The following is a 25,494-nucleotide window of genomic DNA, read 5'->3' as shown; positions in this document are numbered from 1 at the left end:
CAACCTGTTAATGAAATAGTACAACAGAGAACGCAAACGAAAGAACGCAACATGCTAGCCTCGGATCAGGCGTGCCGCAGATGCTCATCGTCGAGATTGAGTTGCAGGTAATGGCTTGGCTGCAGGCGATTCAGCAGCACTTTAACCGAATCAAACTGCTGCATCACTTTCACTTCTGATAGCGTCATTGAACTACCGAGCAACATGCATTCGGCAAACTCTTCATCAATGGCCGTCAGGACAAAAATAGCCGTTTCAATTCCTGAATTCAGCTCAACAAGCGCACCCACTTCAAGTGGATAGTTAGGTACTTCAGAACAGTTCTGGAAATACCAGCTTTGGGGCATTTGCGGACGGCCAAAGCGCTCTAAGATGGTGCGATTGATCGCGGCCTGGGTTAGCAACATGGGATCCCAGAGCTCATAAGCGCTTAACGCGTCGTAAAATTCCTGAAAACAGCTGGCATCTTCTGTGGTAAATGCCGCGTGTATGGGATTCATGGGGATCAAGCGCGAGGCTTTGTAAGGACACTTGTGCACTAACCCGTGATCGAGCTCTACTGTTAGCTGTTGCGTTTCCGGGTCATAAACCCACCGCCAATGCTGAGATGCGTGCACGATAGCTCCCTTAACCTAAGTAATTTTTCTTATTATAGTTGTTAGCTGCGTCTTAACATAGCTAACAACCTGGCAAATTACAAGCGATTCACGATATCAGAAATCAGTTTCGGTCCATGGTAAATAAAGCCCGTATAAACCTGCACCAGACTGGCTCCGGCAGCGAGCTTAGCCCGGGCAGCGGCGTAAGAATCGACCCCGCCAGCGGCAATAATCGGGATCTTATTTTCCAGATAACCGGCAAGATCGCGTACCACGCGCGTACTGGCATCGAACAGTACAGCGCCGCTGAGACCGCCCGCCTCTTCAGCATGGGGCAGCCCTTTCACTGCATCGCGACTTAAAGTGGTATTGGTCGCGATAACTGCGTCAATTTCGTGCTTGAGGAATGATGTTGCCATCAACCGCAACTCTTCGTTGCTCAAATCAGGCGCTATTTTCACCGCTATAGGTACGTAGCGCCCATGTTTGGTGGTCAGCGCCGCTTGTTCTTTCTTTAAGCTGGAGAGTAATTTATCGAGGGCTTCGCCGTGCTGAAAGGACCGTAGTCCGGGCGTATTCGGCGATGAAATATTTACCGTGATGTAACTGGCATGGGCATAGACTTTGCGCATACAGGTAACGTAATCATTGACGGCCTGCTCTTCCGGCGTGTCCTTATTTTTGCCGATATTAATTCCCAGCACGCCCTGATAGTTCGCTTGCTTTACCTGTTCAACCAGATAATCAACGCCCTGATTGTTAAAGCCCATGCGATTGATAATGGCCTCTTTTTCGGCAATCCGGAACAACCGTGGCTTCGGGTTACCCGGTTGCGGGCGCGGGGTTACCGTGCCAACCTCAATAAAACCAAAACCCATTTGCGCAAACGCGTCGATGCACTCGGCATTTTTATCAAGACCTGCCGCCAGTCCCACCGGATTGGGAAACTGAATGCCCATCACTTCCACCGGGTTAGCTTTCACCTTTTGCCGCCACATAGCGGCTACCGGCGTATGCGCGTAGTTACGCAACATGCGAAGGGAGTAATCGTGGGCCTGTTCCGCATCCATGCGAAACAGCGCCCAGCGTGCAAGGCCGTAGAAACTCACACTCGCACCGCCGTACAGTTATGGTTCAGTAACATCAGTTCACGTAACGCCACCGAGAACTTCGCGAACTCATGCGTTTTGGTGGTGCGGAAGTCGGCCAGCATATGCAGCCAGCGATCAACATAGACGCGGTTCTCGTCCAACCAGGCTGCCAGGACTTCCAGTCCGTCCGTTTTGCTGTCGGTGCCTTTGAGCATACTCAACGTCAGTGAACGCTGCTGCCAATCCAGCTCTTCACGGAAGGCTGCACGCGCCAGTGCCTGCCAGTGATTATCGACCGGCTGCGAGTTGATCTGGTCAAGGAACCAGTGCAACGACATTTTCGCGCCCAGGTGGAAGTACGCGTTGGCAACACTACCCACTTTGCGATCGGTCTCATGCACAATATCGGCAATATCAAGCGCAGAGAAGAGTGTCGACAAGATGGCAATCTGCTCAGCCAACTTCGCCGGTACGCCATTATTGGTGTAACGCTCGATATTTTTTTCAATACCAACACGTTCCTCTGGTACCAGGTAGTTGAGCACGTTTTTCCGTAAGTCAACAAAGGAACTCTGGTAAAAGTCCAGTTGTTCCTGAATTGTGGTCAGCTCCTGACGGCGATGACGCAGGAACCAACGGGTTGAGCGGCGCACGATACGGCGCAACTGGAACAGCATCTGGTTCTGGATGTCAGCCGGTATTTTGTTATTGCACGATTCAATTTCTTCCATCAGGCTGCGCACGTTAAAGCACTCACGTGCTACCACGTAGGCCGAAGCAACTTCGGCCGGTGTCGCACCGGTGGCATCCATCTTACGGAACACAAAATTAGGTCCCATATCGTTCACAATATTATTGGCTAAGCGCGTCGCAATAATCTGTGCCCGCAGCGGGTGCGCCTGCATGGCGTCCGCATAAGGTTCTTGCAAGGGTTTCGGGAAGGCGTTAATAAGCGAGCGCGCATGGAACGGGTCGGACATGACCGCTTCGTCTAACAAATCTTCTTTCAGCACCATTTTGCCGTACGCGGTGATCACCGCCAGCTCAGGACGGGTAAAGCCCTGGTTGTTGGCCTGACGTTCCGCCAGCTCGTCGTCATCAGGCAAGAATTCTAATGCCCGGTTCAGTTGCCCTTCGCGTTCCAGATGATGAATAAAGCGTTGCAGCTCTTTCACCTGATCAGCACCGCGCAGTGCGGTAACCGAAATCGACTGCGACTGACGGTGACAGTCTTTAATCACGATCTGTGCCACTTCATCGGTCATGTCATAAAGTAGCTGATCGCGTTGCTTGCGGGTCAGTTCACCCTGCGCCACCAGGCCGTTTAACAGGATCTTGATATTGACTTCGTTATCCGAGCAGTCAACGCCGCCTACGTTGTCAATGGCGTCGGTATTAATACGACCGCCATTGCGGGCATACTCAATACGGCCTAACTGAGTCAGACCCAGGTTACCGCCCTCACCGACAATTTTGGTGCGCAGTTCTTTACCATTTACACGTAACGCATCGTTGGCGCGGTCACCCACGTCACTGTCGCTCTCTTTGCTGGACTTAACGTAGGTACCGATACCGCCGTTCCAGAGTAAATCGACCGGTAAGGTTAAAATGGTGCGAATCATATCTGTCGGCGTCATAGATTTTTTCTGAGTACCGAACAGTTTCTTCATTTCCGGTGACAGCTCAATGGCTTTCGCGCTGCGTGAGAATACGCCGCCACCAGAGGAGATCAGCGACTTGTCGTAGTCTTCCCAGGAAGAACGTGGCAACTCAAACAAGCGCTCGCGTTCCGCGTAACTGGTTTTTGCATCCGGCTCCGGGTCAATAAAAATATGCAAGTGGTTAAAAGCAGCCACCAAACGGGTGTGTTTTGACAACAACATACCATTACCGAAGACGTCGCCGGCCATGTCACCAATGCCTACGGCGGTGAAGTCAGTGTTCTGACAGTCGATACCGATTTCACGGAAGTGGCGTTTCACCGATTCCCAGGCACCACGGGCAGTGATACCCATTTTCTTGTGGTCATAGCCAACCGAACCGCCAGAGGCGAACGCGTCGCCCAGCCAGAAGTTGTAGTCTTGTGAGATACCATTGGCGATATCGGAGAAGGTTGCAGTACCTTTATCCGCAGCGACCACCAGATAGGTATCGTCTTCGTCATGACGAACCACATCGACAGGCGGCACGACTTCACCGTCAACGATGTTATCGGTGATATCCAATAAGGCGCGAATGAAGGTGCGGTAACACTCTTTACCTTCGGCAAAGAACGCTTCGCGCTCTTCCGGCAACTGTTTACAGAAAAAGCCACCTTTGGCGCCTACGGGTACAATCACCGTGTTCTTCACCTGCTGCGCTTTCACCAGACCCAGTACTTCGGTACGGAAGTCTTCACGGCGGTCCGACCAACGCAAACCACCACGTGCAACTTTACCACCACGCAGGTGGACACCTTCTACCCGCGGTGAATAGACGAAGATTTCATACTTAGGCAGCGGCAACGGCATTTCCGGAACTTTTTCCGGCATAAACTTGATCGAGATATAAGGCTTCTCTTCGCCGTGCTCGTCATTTTGGAAGAAGTTAGTGCGTAACGCCGCCAGAATCAGTTCTACGTAACGGCGGACAATACGGTCGTCATCGAGGTTGGCGACATTGTCGAGCTCACCGGTAATGCGTGTTTCCAGCGCTTCAATTTTCTTGTTACGGCTCTTGGTTGACGGCTCAAATTTGCTATAGAAGAGCTTGACGATGAGCGTTGCAATAACCGGATACTTACTGAAGGTACTCTCGATATAGCTTTGGCTGAAGGTCGTGCCGATCTGACGCATGTATTTCGCGAACATACGCAGAATAATGACCTGGCGACCGGTCAGGCCGGCGCTCAGCACCAGACGGTTGAAGCCATCGTCTTCATAGTGTCCTGACCAGACTTTGGCAAAAGCGTCCTGGAACACATCGCGGCTGGCTTCAAGGTCAAGTTTGACGTTGCTGTGTAACATCTGGAAGTCGAGGATCCAGAAAATGTCGCCGTTCGTTGCTTTAATCTGATACGGGCTCTCACCGATAATGCGCAGACCAAAGTTTTCCAGCATCGGCAGCACGTCTGACAGATGGATAGGCTCGTCTTTGTGGAACAGCTTTAAGCGAATGCGTTTGCTCTGTTCGTTCTCTTCACGCGAGCGGTAAAACAGCATGCCCAGCTTGTGATCTTTGTCCAACGCTTCCAGTTGCTGGATATCGGCAATGGCCACCGAAGGCAGAATCTCTTCTTTGTACGCACGTGGAAAACCGTTTGCGTACTTCTTGTTCATGGCGTTTGCTTTTGACTCGCCAAAAGTGCTGCGCAAGATACGTTCAAAGTTATCTTCCCAGGTGCGCGCAGCTTCAATTAAATTCTGTTCGAGTTCTTTCACGTCGATGTCCTGTACGTTCTCGCCAATACGCACTGTGTAATGAGTGCGGGCAAGTGCGGATTCTGAGAAATACGTGGTGAATTCCACGTCGTATTTGCTGTTTAGCGTATTTGCCAGAATAGTTTGTGTTTTCTGGCGCAATAATGTGTTGTAACGCTCTTTCGGTACGTACACCATGCAGGACGCGAATCGACCAAAAATATCGCGACGCACGAAGACCCGCGTCATATCGCGCTCTTGCATCTGCAAGACGCCGACCCCTACCTCCAGCAGATCTTCTTCAGTGGCCTGTACCACTTCGTCGCGCGGGTAGGTTTCGAGAATATTGAGCAATGCCTTGGCAGCATGGGAATTCGGTGCAAAGCCCGAAGCATCCATCACGCGTTTTATTTTCTCACTGACCAATGGCACGTCACGGGCACTGTTATTGTAGAAGGTGCTGGAATAAAGTCCGATAAAGCGATCTTCACCGATCACCTTGCCGTTCTTGTCAAAACGCTTGACGCCAATATAGTCACAGTGCGCAGGACGGTGCACCCGTGATTTGGAGTTGGTTTTGGTGACCAGCAGCAAAGTATTGTCAAAGGTCAGCTCACGGGCAACCTCAGGCAACGATGACACCAGCCGCTCTTTATTGGTCGCTGACTTACGCATTAAGCCTAAACTCGAGTCGGCTTGCTGCCGGATGACGTAATCACCTTCGACCGCCTTCAGGTCATAACGACGGTAGCCCATCAGGGTAAAGTTATCTTTTGCCAGCCATTTCAGGAAGCGTTGCGCTTCTTTAAGATCTTTTTGTTCGCCCGGATAATTAATATCGCTCAGCTCGCCGGCAATTTGTTCCAGCCGCTCGCGCATGGCCTGCCAATCAGTCACCGAGTAAGTAACATCATCCATGACCGACGCCAGCTCGCGCTTCAGTTGGGCAATGGCATCTTTGCTGGTCTGGCGATCAATTTCGATAAGGAACACAGTGTCAACTTCGTTATCACCACGGGTTCCGGCTTTCAGCAGCTTGGTAATGCGCTGCTGGTCATCGCGTTCATGGCTTAACGGCAGATGCAGCAACAGGTGTGAATTGATACCCAGACGTGACAATGCCATGCGGATCGAATCGACCATGAAGGGCATGTCGCTTTGGATAATTTCGATAATGGTGTGGGCTGATTCCCAACCGTGCCGGGCTACTTCAGGGTTATAAACCTTGATCAGGGCTTTCTCACCCGGCGTATATTCGTTAAAGCTATGCCACAATCCCATTATTGCGCCATAAAGATCACTGTCGTTACGCTGCGCAAGCTCGTCTGAGGCAACGTTGCGGAACATACGGAGGGCAAAATCCTGGATAATATCGGCGCGGTCAGTTGCGCGTTGCTGAATGAGCGCGGCCACTTTTTGCAATATAACGGGAGTCTGGCTGTCGCCAACGGAGTTCATGCTAAGTATCCTTGTAACCTATTGAGGTAGAACAATACTGTGAACTGTCACAGATTTTTCCGATAGCCTTTATTGTCGGACATTTAGTCGCGCTATTCAATGATAATAAACAGGAAAAATCAGTGTTCAGACCACGGTTTACGTGGCCTGAACATCTTTATGACAGCTTTGTGCATGAATATTAGTTAAAAGCGCCCTAACTTTCCAAAGCGCTGGCGATCTTCTCGGCCAAATCCGGTGCCAAATCATCCAGTTGCTGCAGTTCGGACAGGCAGGATTTTAGTTGTTCCTGCCGCTTAGCATCATAGCGACGCCACTGTAAAAATGGCGTGATAAGCCGGGCAGCGACCTGCGGATTGAGGTTGTTAAGCTGTTTAATGACGTCCAGCACCAGGCGATAACCGGCACCATCAGCCTGATGAAAACGCAGACTGTTGCGACAGAAGGTCGCCAGTAGCGCGTACACCCGGTTTGGATTGCGTAAGGTAAACAGTGAATGGTCAGTCAGTTGCTGCACTTCATTAACAGTGGTTGCAGTCACCGCACTTGCCTGCGCCGCGAACCATTTATCCATTACCAGTGGCGTCGCCTGCCATTGCTCTAAAAAGCTGGCAAGAATATTGTCGCGGTTTGGTAACTCAAGATGCACTGCAATTTCCAATGCCCCTTGCTGGACGGTCATATTACCGCGCCGGGTCGCCCTTTTCGCAATCAGATCGGCGTATTGCTGCGGCGCCGCATAAGCAAGAAAATACAGGCAACGGTTCGCCATCGCGCGCGTGGCCATCGCCGGTCCGCTTAGATCATCATCGCTTGCCTGCAACTGGTCAAACAATGCAGCAAAGTCAGGTTGCAAGGCCAATGCCAGTTGTTGGCGTAGCGCTTTGCCGGCTTTCTCGATAGCTGCTAAAGGTACGTCACTGCTATAGTATTCGCTCAACTCTTCGGCGCTTGGGGGCGTAAAAATGAGCGCCTTCAAGGCATTATCCAGCGGTGCCTGTAAAGCCTGGCGCAAGGCATTAAGCAGTCCCTGCGGCAGGGTCAGTGCACCGCCCTGCTCCACGGCTTGCAATAACACATGCAAATACATTTGTTGTGCAGCTTCCCAGCGCGTCACTTCTTGTTCTGCGTGAGCCAGCAGTAACGCGTAGTCGTCGAGCGCGACCTCACGTTCAAGTTTTACCGGTGCACTGAAGTTTTCCAACCAGGCAATAATCGGTCGTTTGGCAAAACCGCTAAGCGTGAATTCGCACTCAGCCTGGTCTAAAACCAGCAACTCACTGCCAGATTCGTGGCGCTTAATGGCCTCATGTTCGACCGCAAGGCGTTGCCCCCGGGCGTCGAAGACGCTGAACAACAGAGGGATAACTACTGGCGCTTTATCGGTTTGCCCGGGCGTTGCTGGCGTCTGCTGCTGACAACGAATCGTAAGTTCACCGGTCGACGCGTCGTAGCGCTCGGTGATGTTCACCACTGGTGTGCCGGCCTGACTGTACCAGCGTCGGAACTGACTCAGATCGACATCATTAGCTGCTTCCATCGCGGCTACGAAGTCTTCGCAGGTGACCGCCTGACCATCGTGGCGTTGACGGTAGCGCTGCATGCCCCGCTGAAAACCTTCCTCGCCGAGTATCGTGTGTAACATACGAATTACTTCTGCACCTTTGTTATAAACAGTCACGGTGTAAAAGTTATTCATTTCGACCACTTTATCCGGACGAATCGGGTGCGCCATGGGGCTGGCGTCTTCATTAAACTGATGACTACGCATCACCCGAATCGCGTCAATACGGTGCACTGCACGTGAGCCAAGATCAGAACTGAATTCCTGATCTCGGAAAACCGTAAGTCCCTCTTTCAGGCTGAGCTGGAACCAGTCGCGACAGGTAATACGATTACCAGTCCAGTTGTGAAAATATTCATGTCCAATCACCGATTCAACATGAATAAAATCCCAGTCGGTGGCAGTATTCTGATCGGCGAGAACATACTTTGAGTTGAAGATGTTCAGACCTTTATTTTCCATCGCACCCATGTTGAAAAAATCAACTGCGACAATCATATAGCGGTCTAAGTCATAGGCCAGCCCGAAGCGCTCTTCGTCCCATTGCATGGCCTTTTTCAACGAAACCATGGCGTATTCAGCGCGACTCAGATTCCCCTTATCCACGAAGACTTCAAGACAGACGTCACGCCCTTCAGTGGTCGTATAGGTGTCCTGTAACCGATCAAAATCACCGGCTACCAGAGCGAACAGGTACGCCGGTTTCGGATGTGGGTCATGCCAGATGGCAAAGTGGCGGCCATTTTCACACTCTCCTTGCTGCTGCAGGTTGCCGTTACTTAACAGGTAAGGAAACTGGCGCGCATCGGCGGTGATGCGCGTGGTAAATACCGCCAGTACATCGGGACGATCAACGTAATAGGTAATACGGCGAAAGCCTTCCGCTTCGCACTGGGTGCAGAATGCGCCACCTGACTTGTACAGTCCTTCCAGCGCACTATTGGCACTGGGGTTAATCTCGGTAACCAGCGTCAGTGTGCACTCATCAGGCAGATCGCTAATAATGAGTTGATGTTCATTCAGGATGTACGCGTCCGCGTCCAGTTCGACGTCATCTACCGCAACACTGATGAGTTTTAGTTGTTCGCCATCAAGTTCAAGCGCTCCCGGCCCCAGCCGACGAACACCTAGCACGGAAGTAACGCGCGTCGCGTTGTCGTGCAGATCAAAATCAAGTTCAACAGTATCAATAGTGAAAGCCGGAGCGCGGTAATCGCTCCGGTATTTTGCTTGCTTATGTGCCATAAACCTCTCGTAACTACTTAATTCGCGTTGGCGGTGGCGGTCGGGGTTGCGTCAGTTGCTGTTGGACGGCGCAAAATACGCATGCCGGTATAACCATAGACCATGGCAATCAACGGCGTGAGCCAGTTGAAGAAGGCAAAAGGTGCATACTCGAGCGGGCTGACAGCTAACGTGCCCATCATAAAGGCGCCACAGGTGTTCCATGGGATCAATGCCGAAGTTAAGGTACCACTGTCTTCCAGCGTGCGCGACAGGACGCGGGCGTCCAGATCGCGTTTCATATATTCTTCACGATACATGCGGCCCGGAATCACAATTGCCATGTATTGATCGGCGGTCAGCAGGTTGGCGCCAAAACAGGTTAACAAGGTACTTGCAATCAGGTTGCCCGTCGTTTTTACAAACCCGAGCAGACCGGCAATTAAACGCTGCAACAAGCCAATTTTCTCGACCACTGCGCCAAAGGTCATGGCGCTTAAAATCAGCCAGACCGTATTGAGCATGCTTGACATGCCGCCACCACTTAGCAGCGAGTCAAGTTCAGCATTACCGGTCTCAACCACAATTCCGTCGGTCAAGGCCATCCAGACCATTTTTAAACTGGCAACGGCGGAGTCGTCGCCGGCCAGACGGGTAATCACCTCCCCCTGAAAAATCACCGCCCAGACGCCGCCTAACAGCGCACCAAAAAATACGGTCGGGAGTGCCGGTTTACGGGTTGCGGCCAAATACAGCAAGATCAGTAGCGGTACCAGCATCTCCCAGCCAATGTTATAAGCATTGGTGAGTTCAAGCTGCATCCGTTCCAGCTGCAAAGCACTGGCGTTGGCGTCAGTGTTTAAACCTAAAATAGCGAAAATGATCAGAGCCAGTAAATAAGCCGGCCCTGCGGTATAAAACATGTAGCGAATATGGGCGAACAGCTCGGTACCGGCCACGGCCGGTGCCAGATTGGTGGTATCCGATAAAGGTGACATTTTATCACCGAAGTAAGCTCCGGAAACAACGGCACCTGCGGTGATCGCTGGCGACAGTCCCATACCTGCAGCCACGCCCATCAAGGCGACACCAATGGTCGCTGCAGTGGTCCAGGAGCTCCCAATAGCAAGTGCGATAATGCCGCAAATCAACGCGCTGGCGGCGTAAAACCAGTTTGGACTCAGTAGCTCAAGGCCAAAATAGATCATTGTCGGCACAGTGCCTGATAACAGCCAGGTACCAATCAGTGAGCCAACTGCGAGAATTATCAGCAACGCGCCCAATGCAACGGAGATACCTTCTTTAATTCCCTCTTCAATATCTTCCCAGCGATAATTATTAATAAAGCCAATAATCATGGCTACGCCGGCAGCAACCCATAGGGCAATCTGGTTAGGACCGTACGAGGAGTCTTCACCAAACAGATAAACTGATGTGGCCAGCGCAATAATCAGCACTACCAGTGGCACCAATGCCTGCAACAGTGTGGGCTCTTTAAAAGCAGAGTAAGATTGGTTTCGCATAATTAAATTCTCAAGCTTAGTAATTCTGAATACTTAACCGGCCCGATTAGAACTGCAGCACACCGATCAGTTGCAAAAAGATAATGACGATTATCAGTGGCGCGACCCAACGCACCATAGTTAACCAGAGCCGGTAAACGCCGGGGCGCGTATCGAGCTCGTCCTGACTTGCTGAACGCGCCATCACCCAACCGCTAAATATCGCCAGCAACAAGCCACCTAATGGCAACAAAATCGAACCTGTGGCGTAGTCAATCACATCAAACCAACTGGCCAGGGTTTTACCTGGTACCGCAAGATTAATCTGGGTCCAGCTGGCACCGGTAAATGAGTAAATAGTGACCTGTCCCAACAACCACAAAATCAACACTGCGATGATAGTAGCACGCCAGCGGCCCCACTCGAATTTTTCCTGTAAAAACGCCACTGCAGATTCGATCATTGCAATGGCCGACGTAAAGGCAGCAATGACCAGCATGACAAAGAAAGCAGTACCGATGAATACGCCGCCGGGCATCGTACTAAAGGCGACCGGCAAGGTCTGGAAAATGAGTCCGGGACCGGCTTCCGGCGTTAAATGACTACCGAAGACGATGGGGAAAATGGCAAAGCCGGCAAGTAAAGCGACCAGCGTGTCAGCCAGCGCCACCCAAAGAGTGGTCTGCACAATAGAGGTTTCACGTGGCAGGTAGGCGCCGTACATAATGACCACACCCGAGGCCAGACCTAATGAGAAAAACGCATGGCCTAATGCCAGTAAGACACCGTTGATGGTCAGATCAGAAAAGTTCGGTGCGAACATAAAGCTCACGGCCGCGCCAAAGTCGCCGATCATTGCTGCGTAGATTGCGATCAGGAGGAGTAATACGACCATGGCTGGCAACATCCAGCGTACCGCGCGTTCCAGACCATCTTTCAGGCCCCGGCCGACGACCAGAATCACCGCCATCAATACCACTGCATGCCAAAAGGACAGACGCTCAGGCGAGCTTACCAGATCGCCGAACAATGCCCCGATAGAAGCAACGCTCTGACCAGCAAAATGTCCGCTGGCGGACTCAAACACATAAGCGGTGGCCCAGCCGGCAATGACCGCATAAAAGCTTAGTACCAAGAAACCGGTGGCCATGCCAACCCAGCCGGTAATCTGCCATACGGAACTGCGTCCGGATTCTTTTGCCACTTCGCGCGCAGCGATACCCGGGCTATGCCGCCCGCGGCGGCCAATGACGATTTCCGCCATCATAATAGGCACGCCAATAATCGCAATACAAAGCAAATAGACCAGAACGAAGGCGCCACCGCCGTTTTCGCCGGTGATATAAGGGAATTTCCAGATATTACCAAGCCCTACTGCGGCCGCGGTGGAGGCAAGAATAAAAGCCATTCGGCTGGACCAGCGACTGGCGATTGCTTTTTGAACTTTCATAACCAAGTGTTCCGTTGTTTATTATTATTATGTACGGGGCGTACCCCACAAAAAAGCCGCCTGGGGCGGCTTTCTTGGTTACCGCGATGCGTTACTGCATCGCAATCTTCATGGTATCGATAAGCTCGAAACTAAGTACCAGTGTTTCATTCAGGTAAGGATCTGGCTGTTCAAAGGCTTCCGGTACATCTTCTAGTTTCTCCACCGGGTCAAACCCGGCACGTACCAGGCGCTCATTAGTTCGTGCCAGACGCTGCGCTTCGTCCGCCTGCTGTTCAGTTTCACGTTCAGCCAACACCAGACTGACCCATGACTTCGCTTTTTCTTTCTGATACTCAGCGGCATCTTCCAGAACATAAGTGAACTCAGGGTTTTCGGCGACATTTTTCTCGCTAAGCTCACGTAGTTTTTGTAGCTTGTCGCTGGCAATCAGGTCCACAGGTTTGAAATCAGCGGTATCAAGCTTGTCCCAGGGTAAGGCATTTTCCAGGCTGCTCTCACCAAATTCTTCATTGTCGGTGACCGTAGGAAATGTGATATCAGGCGCGACGCCCCGTAACTGAGTGCTGCCGCCATTAATACGGTAGAACTTAGCGATGGTATATTGCACACTGCCCAGGGCTTCATCAAAGAAGTCAAAACGCCGCTCCAGGCCACGGTGCTGCTGTACCGTACCTTTGCCGTAGGTATTCTCACCGACGATCAACGCACGTTCATAATCCTGCAGTGCTGCCGCAAATATCTCAGAAGCCGAAGCGCTGTAGCGATCGACCATGACAACTAGCGGCCCGTTGTAGAAGGTTTCATTATCGCGATCGCCGTTGACCTCATGGCGCCCACTACCATCGGCGACCTGCACCACCGGGCCGGAATCGATGAATAAACCGGTCAGGCGGATTGCTTCCTGCAGACTGCCACCACCGTTGGTGCGCAAGTCCATCACAATACCCTCAGCGTTCGCAACTTGTGCCTCGGCAATCAGATTTTTTACATCTTCGCTGACGTTATGATAGAAGCTTGGCACGGTAATCACGCCCAGGGTGCGGCCTTTGTATGGCCCTTCTTCCATGGTTTTGATATCAATTTTGGCGGCGCGATCTTCGAGTTTCACTTCGTCACGCACAATGCGCACAATACTCGGCTTGGCGCTGGCCGGCTGGTCAGCTTTAAGTACCTGTAATTGTACGGTGGAGCCTTTCGGCCCTTTAATCAGCTCAACGACTTCGTCAAGGCGCCAACCGATAATATCAACAAAGTCGACAAGCTCGCCCTCACCTTGCGCAACCCCGACAATGCGATCATCCGGTGCTATCTCACCGCTTTTATCGGCTGGACCACCGGGAACCAGACTGCGGATCACTGTGTAATCGTATTCCGATTGCAACACGGCACCGATGCCTTCAAGCGACAGGTTCATGTTCTGCTCAAAGCGCTCAGAGTTACTTGGTGATAAATAACTGGTATGGGCTTCAACGCTTCTGGCAAAGGCATTCATTACGGTTTGGAAAACATCTTCGCTATTCGTCTGCGTCAGGCGTTTCAAAGCATTATTGTAACGCTTGGATAGCGTCTCAACGACTTCCGGCCACTCTTTGCCGGTCATGGTCAGGTTCAGCGCGTCATATTTCACCCGTTGGCGCCATAGCTCATCAAGCTCAGCGGTTGAGCTGGCCCACTTGGCATCTTCACGGTCGTAATGGTAGCGATCGCCGGCAACGGTAAAATCAAAGGGTTGTTCTTCATCAAGCAGGCTCAGGGCATACTCGTAACGTTGAAAATTGCGTTGTAATGCGGTTTCGAACAGTGCGTACGCTGGCGTCAGCTTGCCGGAATGAATCATGTCGTCGAACAGGTGCTTATATTCGGCAGCCTGCTCGACGTCACTTTGCAACAAAAACATCTTGTTGAAATCGATCATTTCCAGATAACGGTCAAGAATGCGCTCAGAAAGATCGTTATCAAGTTCCATATTCTTAAAATGATAACGGGTAAAATACGTGGTCACGCGTTGGCTGACAACACTATGCTGATCTTCCTGTTTCAGCTCTGGCAGCTCGCTCAGATCGTGCGCTGGCGGTACTGCGTAACTTGCCGCCGTGACACTAAAACTGAGGGTAACCGCAAGGGCAAGCTTCTTGAACGTTAATGTCGTCATGCCTCTACTCCTGCTTAGCAATAAAAATGGCATCAGTAGCCACTTTGACCGTCAAACCGTTGTGAAGTTGCACCACCACATCGTTGCGGTCGCGCTCAACGATCTCGCCCGGAACCGGCTGCTTGCCGGCTTTTACCTGTACTTTCTGGCCGACTGCCAGTTGCGCGTCGCTTGCTGCCTGTAACTGTGGGCGCGCGCGCTTGCTAGTCGGACGGTCGCTTTTCGTTTTCGCTTTCACCTTGCCCGTTGGAGCTTTTTTGCCGCTAGGCCGCGCACTTTTCGCGGTCTCTTTACGTTGCGCGGCCTGAGCTTTTTTCTTGCGTTCGGCGGCAACCGCCTGTGATGCAGATAAGGCTTCAGCAGCATGCGTCTGGTGCTCTTCTTCAACTGGCGCAACTTCGTTACCGTCCAGATCGACGCGCTGCCCGCCGGCCTTCATTGCCCGCAGATATCGCCATGAATTTGTATAATGACGCAGCGCGGTACGCAAGCGTGTCTTACTTACCGCTTCGTCATCATCCAGACGTTGTGCAAGTTCTTCGAAGATGCCAATCTTTAATGGCTTAGCATCGCCCTCGAGTGAAAAACAAGCAGGAAACTTCTCTGCCAGGTAAGCTAAAACTTCTTTATTATTCGTCAATTTTTTTACTTCACTCATCATCATCGCTTTCCTGCTGACGGGCGTCAGCTAATTGCTCCATTATGTACGCCTGCATTTCCTCACTATCAAGAGCCAATAACTCGGGATTTTCTATCCACTCATAGAGTGTGCGGCGTACGACTTCTTCTAAAACATCAAGGGTATCATCTTCATCACTGTATTGATGAATATAATGCAAAAGCTCATTTAACTGATCGGCAGCTTCATCGGCATCGTCTTCAAAAAACGCCATATCACGGTAACTGACCAGATAGGCATGAATATCGAATTCACTGTACATTGCCAAAGCCAGACCAGTTAAGGGTTTCAATAAAGCGACCCAGTTTACTTAAACCATCGGCGTCTTGCTCGCTAAAACGACCGACGGTCGGGCTGTCGAGATCAAATACGCCCACCACCTCATCGTTGACAATCAGCGGCACCACCACTTCCGAATTTGACGCACTGTCACAGGCGATATGACCGGGGAAGTCGTGGACATCATGCACGCGTTGCGTGGTACGCTGCGCCGCGGCTGTACCGCATACGCCTTTACCAAAATCAATGCGCAAACAGGCGACTTTGCCCTGAAACGGGCCTAATACCAGCGTTTCAGGCGCCCGGGTCAGATAAAACCCCACCCAGTTTACATCCTCAAGCGTATCGTAAACCAGCGCCGAAAGGTTGCTTAAATTGGCGATAAGATCAGTTTCGCCGCTGGTAATTGCTTCAGCCTGGGCTATCAGCAAAGAATAATCCGTATCTGCCATACTCTTTAAGACTCGTTATTGTTCAGGGAAAATGTGGCGATGGTGTCGTTCGAATTGCCAAAACTGGCTTTCATTTCCCGTTTACTACGGGTCACCAGGAGGCCGTCAGCGCCCACCCGGAAGGGTTCATCCGAGGGGCAGTATTTGGCCTGATAGGCCATCACTAACTGGATGGTATTCTCTTTTTGCTCTGCACTCAGGGCCACGCCGTCAGGCCAGCGTCCGGTTTCTACCGCGGTGACCAGTCGGGCATAGGTTTCAGGGGTAATACTAGCGAGTAAATCTTCGAACTGCATTAACGTTCCCGCTTATTAAAAATTAACCGCACACGATTCACCAGGAACCACAGCAAGCCTAAAAACAACAGACTATAACTGACTTTAGCATACCAGGTATCTTCTGCAGGCTGTTCAAGAAATATGTAAGCGAAGGCGGCAATAGCAATTAACAAGGCTAACATCGATTGACTCAACAGCTTCTCTTTGCGCCGTTGCCGGGCACGTTCCTGTTCCCGCTCAAGATCATCCTTGGAGCGCCCCGCAAGCACGTAATCGCAGTGCGGACATTGCTTCGCTTTATCGGAGGTACGTTTATTACAGGAGGGGCATTTTATTAGTGCCATCAGTTCCTCTCAGTTCTTACATCAGACTAAGCAATATAAGGGTTTCAGCGGTAAATTCAAGCGTTGATCAAGGCCCACAATAAAAAGAACCCGCACTTCGGCGGGTTCTTTAAATAAAACCTTGAGATTTTATTACTGCTCAGATTCTTTGCGTTTCGCCTGCTCGGCATCGAAATCCTGCCAGTAGGCTTTCACCGTATCTTTCATTTCACGGCGCAATAACATGATCCCAAGTAAGTTCGGGAGCGTCATCAGCACTATGGCAACATAGGACAAGGTCCAAACCAGCGTTGTGTCGGCGAATGAAGCAACGAAGAAGCCGGCCACATAAATAATCCGGTATGGCATCACGCCCTTTTGTCCGAACAGGTACACCACCGCACGGTCACCATAATACGACCAGGCGATGGCCGTCGAGAAAGCAAACAGCATCAGGCTGATAGGGACAATGTACTCGCCCGCGTCGCCAAGGAAACCATTGCTGAAGGCAATTGACGTCAGTGCCGCAGAGTGCACCAGACTATCGCCGACAATGACAATGTCCTCTTTCACCAAACGCCCGTTATCGATGCGTAAAGTACCGGTATAAGGGTCTTCACCGGCGACGATAAAGCGTACGTTCTCAGCTACAGAGCGCGCATGCAGCATGGTATAACCATCCGATACTGCAGCGCCGTCGCGCACCTGAATGGTACCAGTGAAAGTCTCAATAGAGCTCTCACCCGTGTTATTGAGATAGTGATACAGTTCCTGACGGTCGGCATCAAGGGTGTCGTTGTAATTGCCGGCAATGACCTGAAGATCCGTACGCGAGAAAACGTTTTCGTGTTTCTCATTCCATACCCCGGAAGACAAAATCACCAAACCGGTTAAGGTACAAACAATGATGGTGTCAATAAATGGCTCAAGAATTGACACCAGACCTTCAGAGACCGGCTCATCGGCCCGCGCTGAAGCATGCGCAATGGGCGCTGAACCCTGGCCTGCCTCGTTAGAGAACAGACCGCGGTTTACCCCACGGTTAAACGCATAAGCAAAGGTTGCGCCAAGGAAACCACCGGTTGCGGCCGAGCCAGTGAAGGCATCAGTGAAAATCGCAGCAAACGAAGGACCGATTTGATCCAGGTTATATAAAATAACGCTGAGCGCACCGATGACATACAGCACACCCATGATCGGCACAATGCGTGAAGTCACCGCAGCAATACGTTTGATACCGCCAATAATGACCATCGCCAGTAAGATTGCCAGCACACCACCGGTCAGCATAGGATCAAAGCCGAAGCTCATTTCCATACTTTGCGCGATGTTGTTGATTTGCGGCATGTTACCAGTACCAAAGGAACTGATGATGGTGGCAACGGCGAAGATCACTGCCAGCCATTTCATGTTCAGGCGACGATCCATGTAGTACATCGGACCACCGGCCATCGAGCCATCTTCAGTTTTAACGCGGTACTTGTGCGATAGGGTCACCTCAACAAACTTCGTGGTCATGCCTAAGAATGCGGTCACCCACATCCAGAATAGTGCTGCAGGACCACCAAGGAAGATTGCTAAGGCAACACCACCAATGTTACCGGTACCGACGGTGCCGGAAAGTGCTGTTGATAAGGCCTGGAAGTGACTGGTATCGCCCTGCGCGCCTTTTTTATCAAACTTACCGCCGACCACTTTCCAGGCGTGTTTGAAAAAGCGCACCTGAGGAAAGCCCAGATACAAGGTGAAGAAAATACCGACACCCAGCAAAATATAAGGAAAATAGACCGCTGAACCCAGGTAACTGTCCAGCAGCAACAGAAAATTATTAATCGCTTCCAAGGTATCCCCCTTGCGAATTGTTATCGTTATTTATTGTAATTGTAGTTTTAAGCTAACTTGCGCGGGTTAATCGCGCAAGTTATTCGCTACAGCATAGACTGCGCTGACAATATCTGCACCCAATTGTACACTGCGGTTAGCAGACCAACCGAAATCTTCATCAGGTAAGTTGGCATTATCTTTGAAAGGCATTTCCAGAGTAAAGGCCAAACAGTTAAAACGCTGTGCAACTGCGTTACTTGCAATGGTCAGATTCGCTTCGCCCGGTGCATCGACCTCATAACCATGCTCGACCTGAAATTCCGGGGTAATTGCCAGCAGGGTTTCTTTAAAGGTCGCAGCTAAACGTTCGTGCCGCTCATCATAACAAGGTACGCCCTCACAGCCCGCCAGGAAGTTATACGGCAGGTTTTCGTCGCCATGAATATCCAGGTAAAGATCAACGCCGGTCTCCTGCATTGCATTCAACACGTAATAAACCTCGGGGCTCTTTTCCAGCGTTGGCGTTTCCCATTCGCGGTTCAAATTAGTACCGACCGCGTTGGTACGCAGGTGACCGCGGACGCTGCCATCTGGATTCATGTTCGGGACGACGTAAAAGACGTTATTTTGCAGCAGTTTGCGCGCCGTACCGTCTTCATCATCAAGTAAGCGGCTCAATAAGCCTTCAACAAACCATTCCGCCATGCTCTCGCCCGGATGCTGACGGGCGGTCACCCAAATTTTATGTTTCTGCTCGTCTGGCTCGCCAATAACCAACAGGTTCATGTCACGGCCATCCAGCGTCTGCCCCAGCAGACGGTGTTCAACCAGACTTGACTGCTGTGCCCACTGGACCAGATCCTGGTGACGCTCGTACGAGTACGGCGTGAAATAGGCAAAGTAGAGGCTTTCCTGCTCTAAGGTGTGACGAATAGTCAGCTGTTTACCATCGTATTCAGTTGCGACCCGAAACCAGGTCTCGCGGTCGTATGAGGCCACCGCGGCGTATTCTTTCCAACCGTCCGGATAGGCAGACTCACCGGCATTGGTAATGGTCATCACATGTTCGGTACCCACTTCACCGTACAATTTAAAGTGAAACCACTGATAAAAGTCCGACTGATGATCGCGGCGGATCTGCAATTCAATGTCGCTTGCCTCGTCGGCTCTGATGACGTCAATATTGCCGCTATCGAAATTTGCTGTAATGAACATAATAAATTCCTATGGTTAGGCAAAACAAAAGCGCCCCATGGGCGCTTTTATTGAGATTACCGGATTATTTCGGCAGGTTCATTAGTTGATGACCCGCCATTTTTTCAGCGACACGAATGACCTGACAGCTATAACCAAATTCATTGTCATACCACACGTATAGAACAGCACGGTCACCATCAACGATGGTCGCCTGCGAATCAACCACACCTGCATAACGCGAACTAACTAAGTCAGTAGATACGATTTCAGTTGAGGCGGTGTAGTCAATCTGCGCCTGCAATTCAGAATGCAAAGCCTGATCGCGTAAAAAGGCATTTAACTCATCTTTTGAGGTTGTCTTTTCCAGGTTCAAATTCATAATCGCCATCGAAACGTTCGGGGTTGGTACCCGAATCGCGTTTCCGGTCAATTTACCTGCCAGTTCAGGCAGTGCTTTGGCGACTGCTTTTGCCGCACCGGTCGAGGTCAGCACCATGTTCAGCGGTGCCGATCGGCCACGACGCTCAGCTTTGTGGTAGTTATCGATAAGGTTCTGGTCGTTCGTGTACGAGTGAACCGTTTCAACGTGACCATTGCGGATCTGATAGTGATCGTGAATCACTTTCAGCACTGGTGTAATAGCATTCGTCGTACAGCTGGCTGCGCTGACAATCAGGTCTTCCGGCTGAATCATCTCATGGTTCACGCCATACACGACGTTCTTAATGTCGCCTTTTGATGGCGCCGTCAGCAGTACTTTCTTCACGCCTTTCGATTTCAGGTGTAAGCCTAAACCGGCTTCGTCTTTCCAGATACCAGTGTTGTCAATAACGATGGCATCATTAATACCGTACTGAGTATAGTCAACCTGATCCGGGCCATCTGAATAGATAACTTTAATACTGGTACCGTTCGCTTTGATGGCATTATTTTCATGGTCGACGGTAATAGAGCCATTGAATGGACCGTGGATCGAATCACGACGCAACAGGCTTGCGCGTTTTTCCAGGTCACCGTCGCGACCGCCACGCACTACAATGGCACGTAGCCGCATTTTATTATTGCTACCGTTACGCTCAATCAGTAAGCGTGCCAGCAAGCGACCGATACGACCAAAACCGTAAAGTACGACGTCCTGCGCCGGAATTTCGTCGGCTTTATCGACAATGTCAGCCAGTTCACGATTCAGGTAATCTTCAACAGAAGCGCCATTGCCGGCATCTTTGTGCAGATAGTTGAACGCCAGCTTACCCAGGTCAACCCGCGCCGGGGCTAAACGCATTTTGCTCAGTGCTTCAATGAACGGGAAACTTTCACGCAAGCGCAACTTGACCCCTTCATGGCGACGAATCAGTCGGTGCGCTTTAATAATATTAATGGTATCTACGTTTAACAGAGAACGGCCATAGACCAAAATTTCAACGCCATAATTGCGATACAGACGGCCAATCAGTGGCTGCATCATCTCGGCGTATTCCTGGCGCTCCTGCCAGCTTTGTAAGGTCAAATCCTGCTGTTGGTCACTCATGCGATTACCCTTGCGTTACGGTGAAAAGAAACGAAACAGAAAAAAGTGCGCGCTATTGTACTTAAAAGCGTCCCGAAGTGCCAGAAGCTCTGTATCCAGCTGATAACCGTGCTATAATTTCGGCCCTGTTTGCCACTTACCGCCGCATATATCGATGCGCATGTCGCTGCAACTGATCAGGCTGTTCACGTAAGGAGTTTTGCATGTTACGCCGTACCAAAATTGTTACTACTTTAGGGCCTGCTACCGACAAACGGGAGACGCTGGAAGCACTTATCAAAGCGGGAGCGAATGTCGTCCGGCTGAACTTCTCGCATGGTAAGGCTGATGATCATAAGCACCGCGCTGAAATGGTGCGCGACATTTGTGCCAAACTCGGTACCCACGTGGCGATTTTGGGCGACCTGCAAGGCCCTAAAATACGCATTGCCAAGTTTGCTCATGACTCGGTAACTCTCGATGAGGGCGACACCTTTGTCCTTGACGGCGAACTGGCGCGTGACGCTGGCAACGGCCAGGCGGTCGGTATTGATTACAAGGAACTACCGCAGGACGTTGAGCCCGGTGACATTCTGTTATTAGATGACGGCCGCTTACGCTTGCAGGTCGATAAAGTCGACGGCGCGAAAGTCATCACCACCGTGCTGGTAGGTGGCAAGTTGTCGAATAATAAAGGCATTAACCGCTTGGGTGGCGGACTCTCTGCTGCCGCACTGACCAGTAAAGACCATGAAGACATAAAGCTAGCCGCCGCTATTGGCGTCGACTATCTGGCCGTTTCCTTTCCGCGCTCAGGCGCCGATATGGAGCAGGCCCGACGCTTATTACGCGAAGCTAACGGCACTGGCATGCTTTGCGCAAAGATTGAGCGGGCTGAAGCGGTCGCCAGTGACGAAGCACTGGATGAAATTATTCGCGCCTCTGAGGCTGTTATGGTGGCGCGCGGTGACCTGGGCGTGGAAATTGGCGATGCCAAGCTAGTGGGTAAACAAAAGCGAATCATTGAGCGCGCGCGGCAACTGAACAAGGTCGTGATCACCGCCACGCAAATGATGGAGTCGATGATCGAGAACCCCATGCCGACCCGTGCTGAAGTCATGGACGTCGCCAATGCCGTACTGGATGGCACCGATGCTGTGATGCTGTCGGCCGAAACCGCCGCCGGTAAGCACCCTATTGCCACTGTCAAAGCCATGGCGGAAATTTGTCTGGGCGCTGAGACCCACCCGGCCGCACGTCTGGATAAAAACGATCTGGAAGAAACCTTTACCAATATTCAGGAAGCGACCGCAATCACCGCAATGTATGCGGCGACCCACTTAGCCGGTGTAAAAGCTATTATCGCATTGACTGAGTCAGGCTCTACCGCCAAGCTGATGTCGCGCATCCACACCATCTTGCCAATTTTTTCGCTGTCACGTCATAGCAGTAGCCGCAACCGTTGTGCTTTATATCGCGGCGTCTACCCTATTGCCTTCGACTCGACGCAGAGCAAGCCCGAGGGACTGGTACACGATGCCATTGCCGAAATTAAAGCGCGCGGCCATGTCGTCGCCGGCGATCTGATTGTCCTCACTCACGGTGATGTCATGGAAACGGTAGGTTCTACCAATACCTGTAAAATCATTGAAGTGAAGTAATCAGTCTGTGCGGTAGTGTTCAATGAGTTCAGTTAAAGTTGCGCGGTAGTCGCGCAACTTGCTTTTCAGACGCAGTTTCTGTGGCTCACTCAAGCTTTTATAGAGTTGATTTAAAGCGGCGATCCCCAGTTGCCGGTTACGCACAATTTGAGCCTGCAATTCAGCTGAGCGCAGTAGCTCAGGCTCAGTCATCAACAGCTGTATTTGATCGCTGAAACTCTTATCAGCGGGGTCTGCCAGAGCCTCCTGAAACGCTTCCAGCCAACTTTCCTGATAGGTAAGCCATAGTCGGTCGCTCTGCTCAGTTTCCGTGACCCAACGGCGCAGGATGCGACGCTGATCGGCATGGACCCGCCCTAACCATTCCTCAGCACGCTCAATCATGCGCTCGTAGCTTTGCTCAAACCGCTCTTCCGCACTCAGTTGCTGCGCTTCTTCGCGCTCTTCCTCCAGGCGCTGCGCCAGATTATCAATCAGTTGCTGTCGCTGGGCAATGCTTAGCCGTGGTAAGTATACCTGCGCATAAGGTTCAACCTGATAGCGGATACGGCGCCATAAATCGTAGACGTGTTCACTGTAGGAGAGGATTGTTGTTTCGCTGATGTCGCCCCGATCCAGATCAGTCAGCAGCTCATCGAGCAGATCACGGTAACGCGGCAATTCCGAACGGGCATGCCATAGGTGCAGTTCGTCGATGGAAGCGTCAATATCGCGTTCGAGCTGTCCGGAAACCTCAACGTACTTACCCAGTTGCCATTCCAGAAAAGTATCAGCCAAGCGATAGCCGAACTGCGTTGAGCAGGCGGACAAAAGCGAGGCCAGAAAAATGATCAACAACAGCCGACGAAGAATCATTGACGTAGTGTCCTCCACTGCAGAGAGTTAACCAGTCGCTATACGGCCGCCTAATTGTTAAGGATCAGCCTTTTGATGCGCTCTTTATAGCTGCGGCTGACTTTAAGTTCTTTGCCGTTTTTCAAGATAATATGGTATTCACCGTTTTGACGACTGCAGAGTTTCTCAATCTGATCGAGATTGACAATAGCTGAGCGATGAATCCGTTGAAAGCGATTCGGGTTAAGTTCATCCTCGAGCTCTTTCATGGTACGGCGCAGAATGTGGGTTTCGTTTGCTGCATGAATACACATGTAGTCACCTGCGGCATCTATCCACTCAATAGAATTAATCGCGACCCGGGTAATTTCGCCGCTTTCTTTAATTGCGATATGCTCGGGATAACGTGATGCTCCCATGGTCTCATCTTCTGCCAGTTTGCGCAGGATGGCTTCGCAGTCTTCCCCCGTGGCATCTGCCAGCAAATTCAGCATGCGCTGCTGCTGCTGATCACGCTCACGCTGAGCTAAATTACGTTCAACACGCTCCAGCGCCAAAGCCAGACGTTCATGGTCCACCGGCTTCAGTAAATAGTCGATGGCACGCACTTCAAAGGCCTTAATCGCATACTGATCATAAGCAGTGACGAACACTACGATCGGCAGTTCAGCGCCGCGTGCTTTTACTTCGCGCAGCAATTCAAAACCGTTCATGCCCGGCATCTGGATATCGAGAAACACCAGATCGGGCTTAAGTTCGATAATTTTTTCTAACGCCTGACGTGCGCTTTGGCATTCATCCAGTAACTCTACTTGCGGAAAGTCCTGCAAACGCACAATCAGGCCACGCCGCGCAAGCGATTCATCGTCAACAATCAGCGTGCGAATTTTGCTAGTCATGAGACATCAACCTGTTCGAAGGGGATGCGGATTTCAACACGCATGCCCGAAGGATCGTTAGCCGTTAATGTAAATGAGTAGCTCTTACCATACAAGGCCTGTAACCGATCCCGTGTGTTTGCCAGGCCGACCCCGCCGCTGCTGATAAGGTCCTGAGTGGGTGCTTTTGCACCCGGACCATTGTCCGCGACCACCACCACCAGTTCACCGGCCTGACGTTCTGCGGCAATACGAATCTCACCACCCTCTTCGAGCCTGGCAATGGCATATTTAATTGAATTTTCAATCAACGGTTGTAAAAACAGACTTGGAACCAATGCCTGCTGCGCTTCCTCACTTACCTCGATAATCACGTTTAAACGCTCATCAAAACGTACCTTTTCGATATCAAGATAGAGCATTAAAGCTTCTATTTCGCGCTCAAGCGGTATTTTTTTAATCGGTTCGTTGTCCAGCGAGAAGCGTAAAAACGAACTGAGCTTGGTCATCATTTTATTGGCTAACTCGTTTTCTTTAATCAGGATCAGCGTCGAGATTGCATTCAGCGTATTAAACAAAAAATGCGGATTCAGCTGATAACGCAGCATTTTTAACTGCGCCTGATGCGCCATGGAGGTCGCCATCAGGGCTTTTTGCTTTTCGTCTTGCAGCATCTGGTAGTACTTAATTCCGAAATACAGGCCACTCCAGCTCAGCATGATGTAAAACTTTGCCAGGGTATTTTTAAAGTAAAACAAGTTATTTTCGGGGCGAAAACCAAATTTATAGATTTCCCAGTAGGTCGCGTTGTCAATCACCGCCCAGATACTGGCGCAAATATAGGCCGAAGTTAGCACAATAGGCACCAGCAGCCAGGGCTTAATGTCCCAGATATGCCGGTACAGATAACGTAGCGGTACGGTCAACAAAAAGCCGGCATAAGCGCCAAGTAAAATAATAAGAATGTAGATGTCGCGCATCTCGTGCATCAGTGAGCCGATGTACTGCACCAATGCATACCCCAACCAGCCAGCTGCTTGCAGCACCCAGAAAAAGCGGTTGCGGTCATCAAGTAAGGCTTTCCAACGTCCAATCACAGGCTTAGTGTCACTTTGCTATCGGTTATGCCACCGATTATACC

Annotated in this window: 19 protein-coding genes; 1 reads left to right on the top strand and 18 read right to left on the bottom strand. The window is 51.0% G+C overall.

The window, feature by feature from the left end; translation table 11 throughout:
- Window positions 1–65: 65 nt before the first annotated feature.
- The 15 genes from CWI71_RS07810 to CWI71_RS07740 all read right to left on the bottom strand — a co-directional run bounded on the left by CWI71_RS07810 (window position 66) and on the right by CWI71_RS07740 (window position 21,001).
- Window positions 66–617, bottom strand: a complete 552-nt coding sequence (locus CWI71_RS07810; RefSeq protein WP_157981078.1) for a cell division protein ZapC domain-containing protein — start codon at window positions 615–617, stop codon at window positions 66–68.
- A 77-nt stretch (window positions 618–694) separates the two neighbouring features.
- A complete protein-coding gene (pyrD, locus tag CWI71_RS07805; protein WP_275069833.1) occupies window positions 695–1,708 on the bottom strand; it encodes a quinone-dependent dihydroorotate dehydrogenase in 1,014 nt (337 codons plus the stop codon).
- On the bottom strand, window positions 1,705–6,546 hold the full coding sequence (locus tag CWI71_RS07800) for an NAD-glutamate dehydrogenase (protein ID WP_126754704.1): 4,842 nt from the start codon (window positions 6,544–6,546) through the stop codon (window positions 1,705–1,707). The genes pyrD and CWI71_RS07800 overlap by 4 nt, the downstream gene beginning before the upstream one ends.
- 196 nt (window positions 6,547–6,742) lie before the next feature.
- A complete protein-coding gene (gene pepN, locus CWI71_RS07795; RefSeq protein ID WP_126754703.1) occupies window positions 6,743–9,355 on the bottom strand; it encodes an aminopeptidase N in 2,613 nt (870 codons plus the stop codon).
- A 17-nt stretch (window positions 9,356–9,372) separates the two neighbouring features.
- Window positions 9,373–10,857, bottom strand: a complete 1,485-nt coding sequence (gene nhaC, locus CWI71_RS07790; RefSeq protein ID WP_126754702.1) for a Na+/H+ antiporter NhaC — start codon at window positions 10,855–10,857, stop codon at window positions 9,373–9,375.
- 46 nt (window positions 10,858–10,903) lie between these two features.
- Window positions 10,904–12,286 (bottom strand): sodium-dependent transporter, encoded by a 1,383-nt coding sequence (locus CWI71_RS07785; protein WP_126754701.1) that lies wholly within the window; start codon window positions 12,284–12,286, stop codon window positions 10,904–10,906.
- 91 nt (window positions 12,287–12,377) lie between these two features.
- Window positions 12,378–14,441 carry a carboxy terminal-processing peptidase gene (prc, locus tag CWI71_RS07780; RefSeq protein WP_126754700.1) on the bottom strand — a complete coding sequence of 688 codons (2,064 nt, stop codon included), beginning with the start codon at window positions 14,439–14,441 and terminating at the stop codon, window positions 12,378–12,380.
- A gap of 4 nt (window positions 14,442–14,445) precedes the next feature.
- A complete protein-coding gene (gene proQ, locus CWI71_RS07775) occupies window positions 14,446–15,099 on the bottom strand; it encodes an RNA chaperone ProQ (RefSeq protein WP_126754699.1) in 654 nt (217 codons plus the stop codon).
- Window positions 15,092–15,382 carry a hypothetical protein gene (locus CWI71_RS07770; RefSeq protein ID WP_126754698.1) on the bottom strand — a complete coding sequence of 97 codons (291 nt, stop codon included), beginning with the start codon at window positions 15,380–15,382 and terminating at the stop codon, window positions 15,092–15,094. Before CWI71_RS07770 ends, proQ begins: the two co-directional genes overlap by 8 nt.
- Window positions 15,372–15,851 carry a GAF domain-containing protein gene (locus CWI71_RS07765; protein WP_126754697.1) on the bottom strand — a complete coding sequence of 160 codons (480 nt, stop codon included), beginning with the start codon at window positions 15,849–15,851 and terminating at the stop codon, window positions 15,372–15,374. Before CWI71_RS07765 ends, CWI71_RS07770 begins: the two co-directional genes overlap by 11 nt.
- A gap of 5 nt (window positions 15,852–15,856) precedes the next feature.
- Window positions 15,857–16,147, bottom strand: a complete 291-nt coding sequence (locus tag CWI71_RS07760) for a YeaC family protein (RefSeq protein ID WP_126754696.1) — start codon at window positions 16,145–16,147, stop codon at window positions 15,857–15,859.
- Window positions 16,147–16,473, bottom strand: coding sequence for a hypothetical protein (locus CWI71_RS07755; RefSeq protein ID WP_126754695.1), 327 nt, complete (start codon window positions 16,471–16,473; stop codon window positions 16,147–16,149). The genes CWI71_RS07760 and CWI71_RS07755 overlap by 1 nt, the downstream gene beginning before the upstream one ends.
- A 132-nt stretch (window positions 16,474–16,605) precedes the next feature.
- Window positions 16,606–18,294 (bottom strand): alanine/glycine:cation symporter family protein, encoded by a 1,689-nt coding sequence (locus tag CWI71_RS07750; RefSeq protein WP_126754694.1) that lies wholly within the window; start codon window positions 18,292–18,294, stop codon window positions 16,606–16,608.
- Window positions 18,295–18,360: 66 nt separating this feature from the next.
- Window positions 18,361–19,491 carry a M14 family metallopeptidase gene (locus tag CWI71_RS07745; RefSeq protein WP_126754693.1) on the bottom strand — a complete coding sequence of 377 codons (1,131 nt, stop codon included), beginning with the start codon at window positions 19,489–19,491 and terminating at the stop codon, window positions 18,361–18,363.
- Window positions 19,492–19,555: 64 nt separating this feature from the next.
- On the bottom strand, window positions 19,556–21,001 hold the full coding sequence (locus CWI71_RS07740) for a glyceraldehyde-3-phosphate dehydrogenase (protein WP_126754692.1): 1,446 nt from the start codon (window positions 20,999–21,001) through the stop codon (window positions 19,556–19,558).
- Window positions 21,002–21,204: 203 nt separating this feature from the next.
- On the opposite strand from CWI71_RS07740, the gene pyk reads away from it, so the two are divergent.
- On the top strand, window positions 21,205–22,641 hold the full coding sequence (pyk, locus tag CWI71_RS07735; protein WP_126754691.1) for a pyruvate kinase: 1,437 nt from the start codon (window positions 21,205–21,207) through the stop codon (window positions 22,639–22,641).
- Here pyk and CWI71_RS07730 read toward each other — a convergent pair whose 3' ends face one another.
- The 3 genes from CWI71_RS07730 to CWI71_RS07720 are packed head-to-tail and all read right to left on the bottom strand — an operon-like array spanning window position 22,642 to window position 25,450.
- Window positions 22,642–23,496 (bottom strand): DUF6279 family lipoprotein, encoded by an 855-nt coding sequence (locus CWI71_RS07730; RefSeq protein ID WP_126754690.1) that lies wholly within the window; start codon window positions 23,494–23,496, stop codon window positions 22,642–22,644. It lies immediately after the preceding gene.
- Between the two features lie 50 nt (window positions 23,497–23,546).
- A complete protein-coding gene (locus tag CWI71_RS07725; protein WP_126754689.1) occupies window positions 23,547–24,374 on the bottom strand; it encodes a LytR/AlgR family response regulator transcription factor in 828 nt (275 codons plus the stop codon).
- The gene (locus CWI71_RS07720) at window positions 24,371–25,450 is read right to left on the bottom strand and encodes a sensor histidine kinase (protein ID WP_241967660.1); all 1,080 of its coding nucleotides are present in this window, start codon (window positions 25,448–25,450) and stop codon (window positions 24,371–24,373) included. Before CWI71_RS07720 ends, CWI71_RS07725 begins: the two co-directional genes overlap by 4 nt.
- Window positions 25,451–25,494: the final 44 nt, after the last annotated feature.

Origin of the sequence: Pseudidiomarina insulisalsae (assembly GCF_003987065.1) — a bacterium.
In the GTDB taxonomy this organism is placed as follows: Bacteria; Pseudomonadota; Gammaproteobacteria; order Enterobacterales; family Alteromonadaceae; genus Pseudidiomarina; species Pseudidiomarina insulisalsae.
The sequence above is the reverse complement of the archived record's forward strand: the minus strand, read 5'-3'. Positions and strand labels throughout refer to the sequence as shown.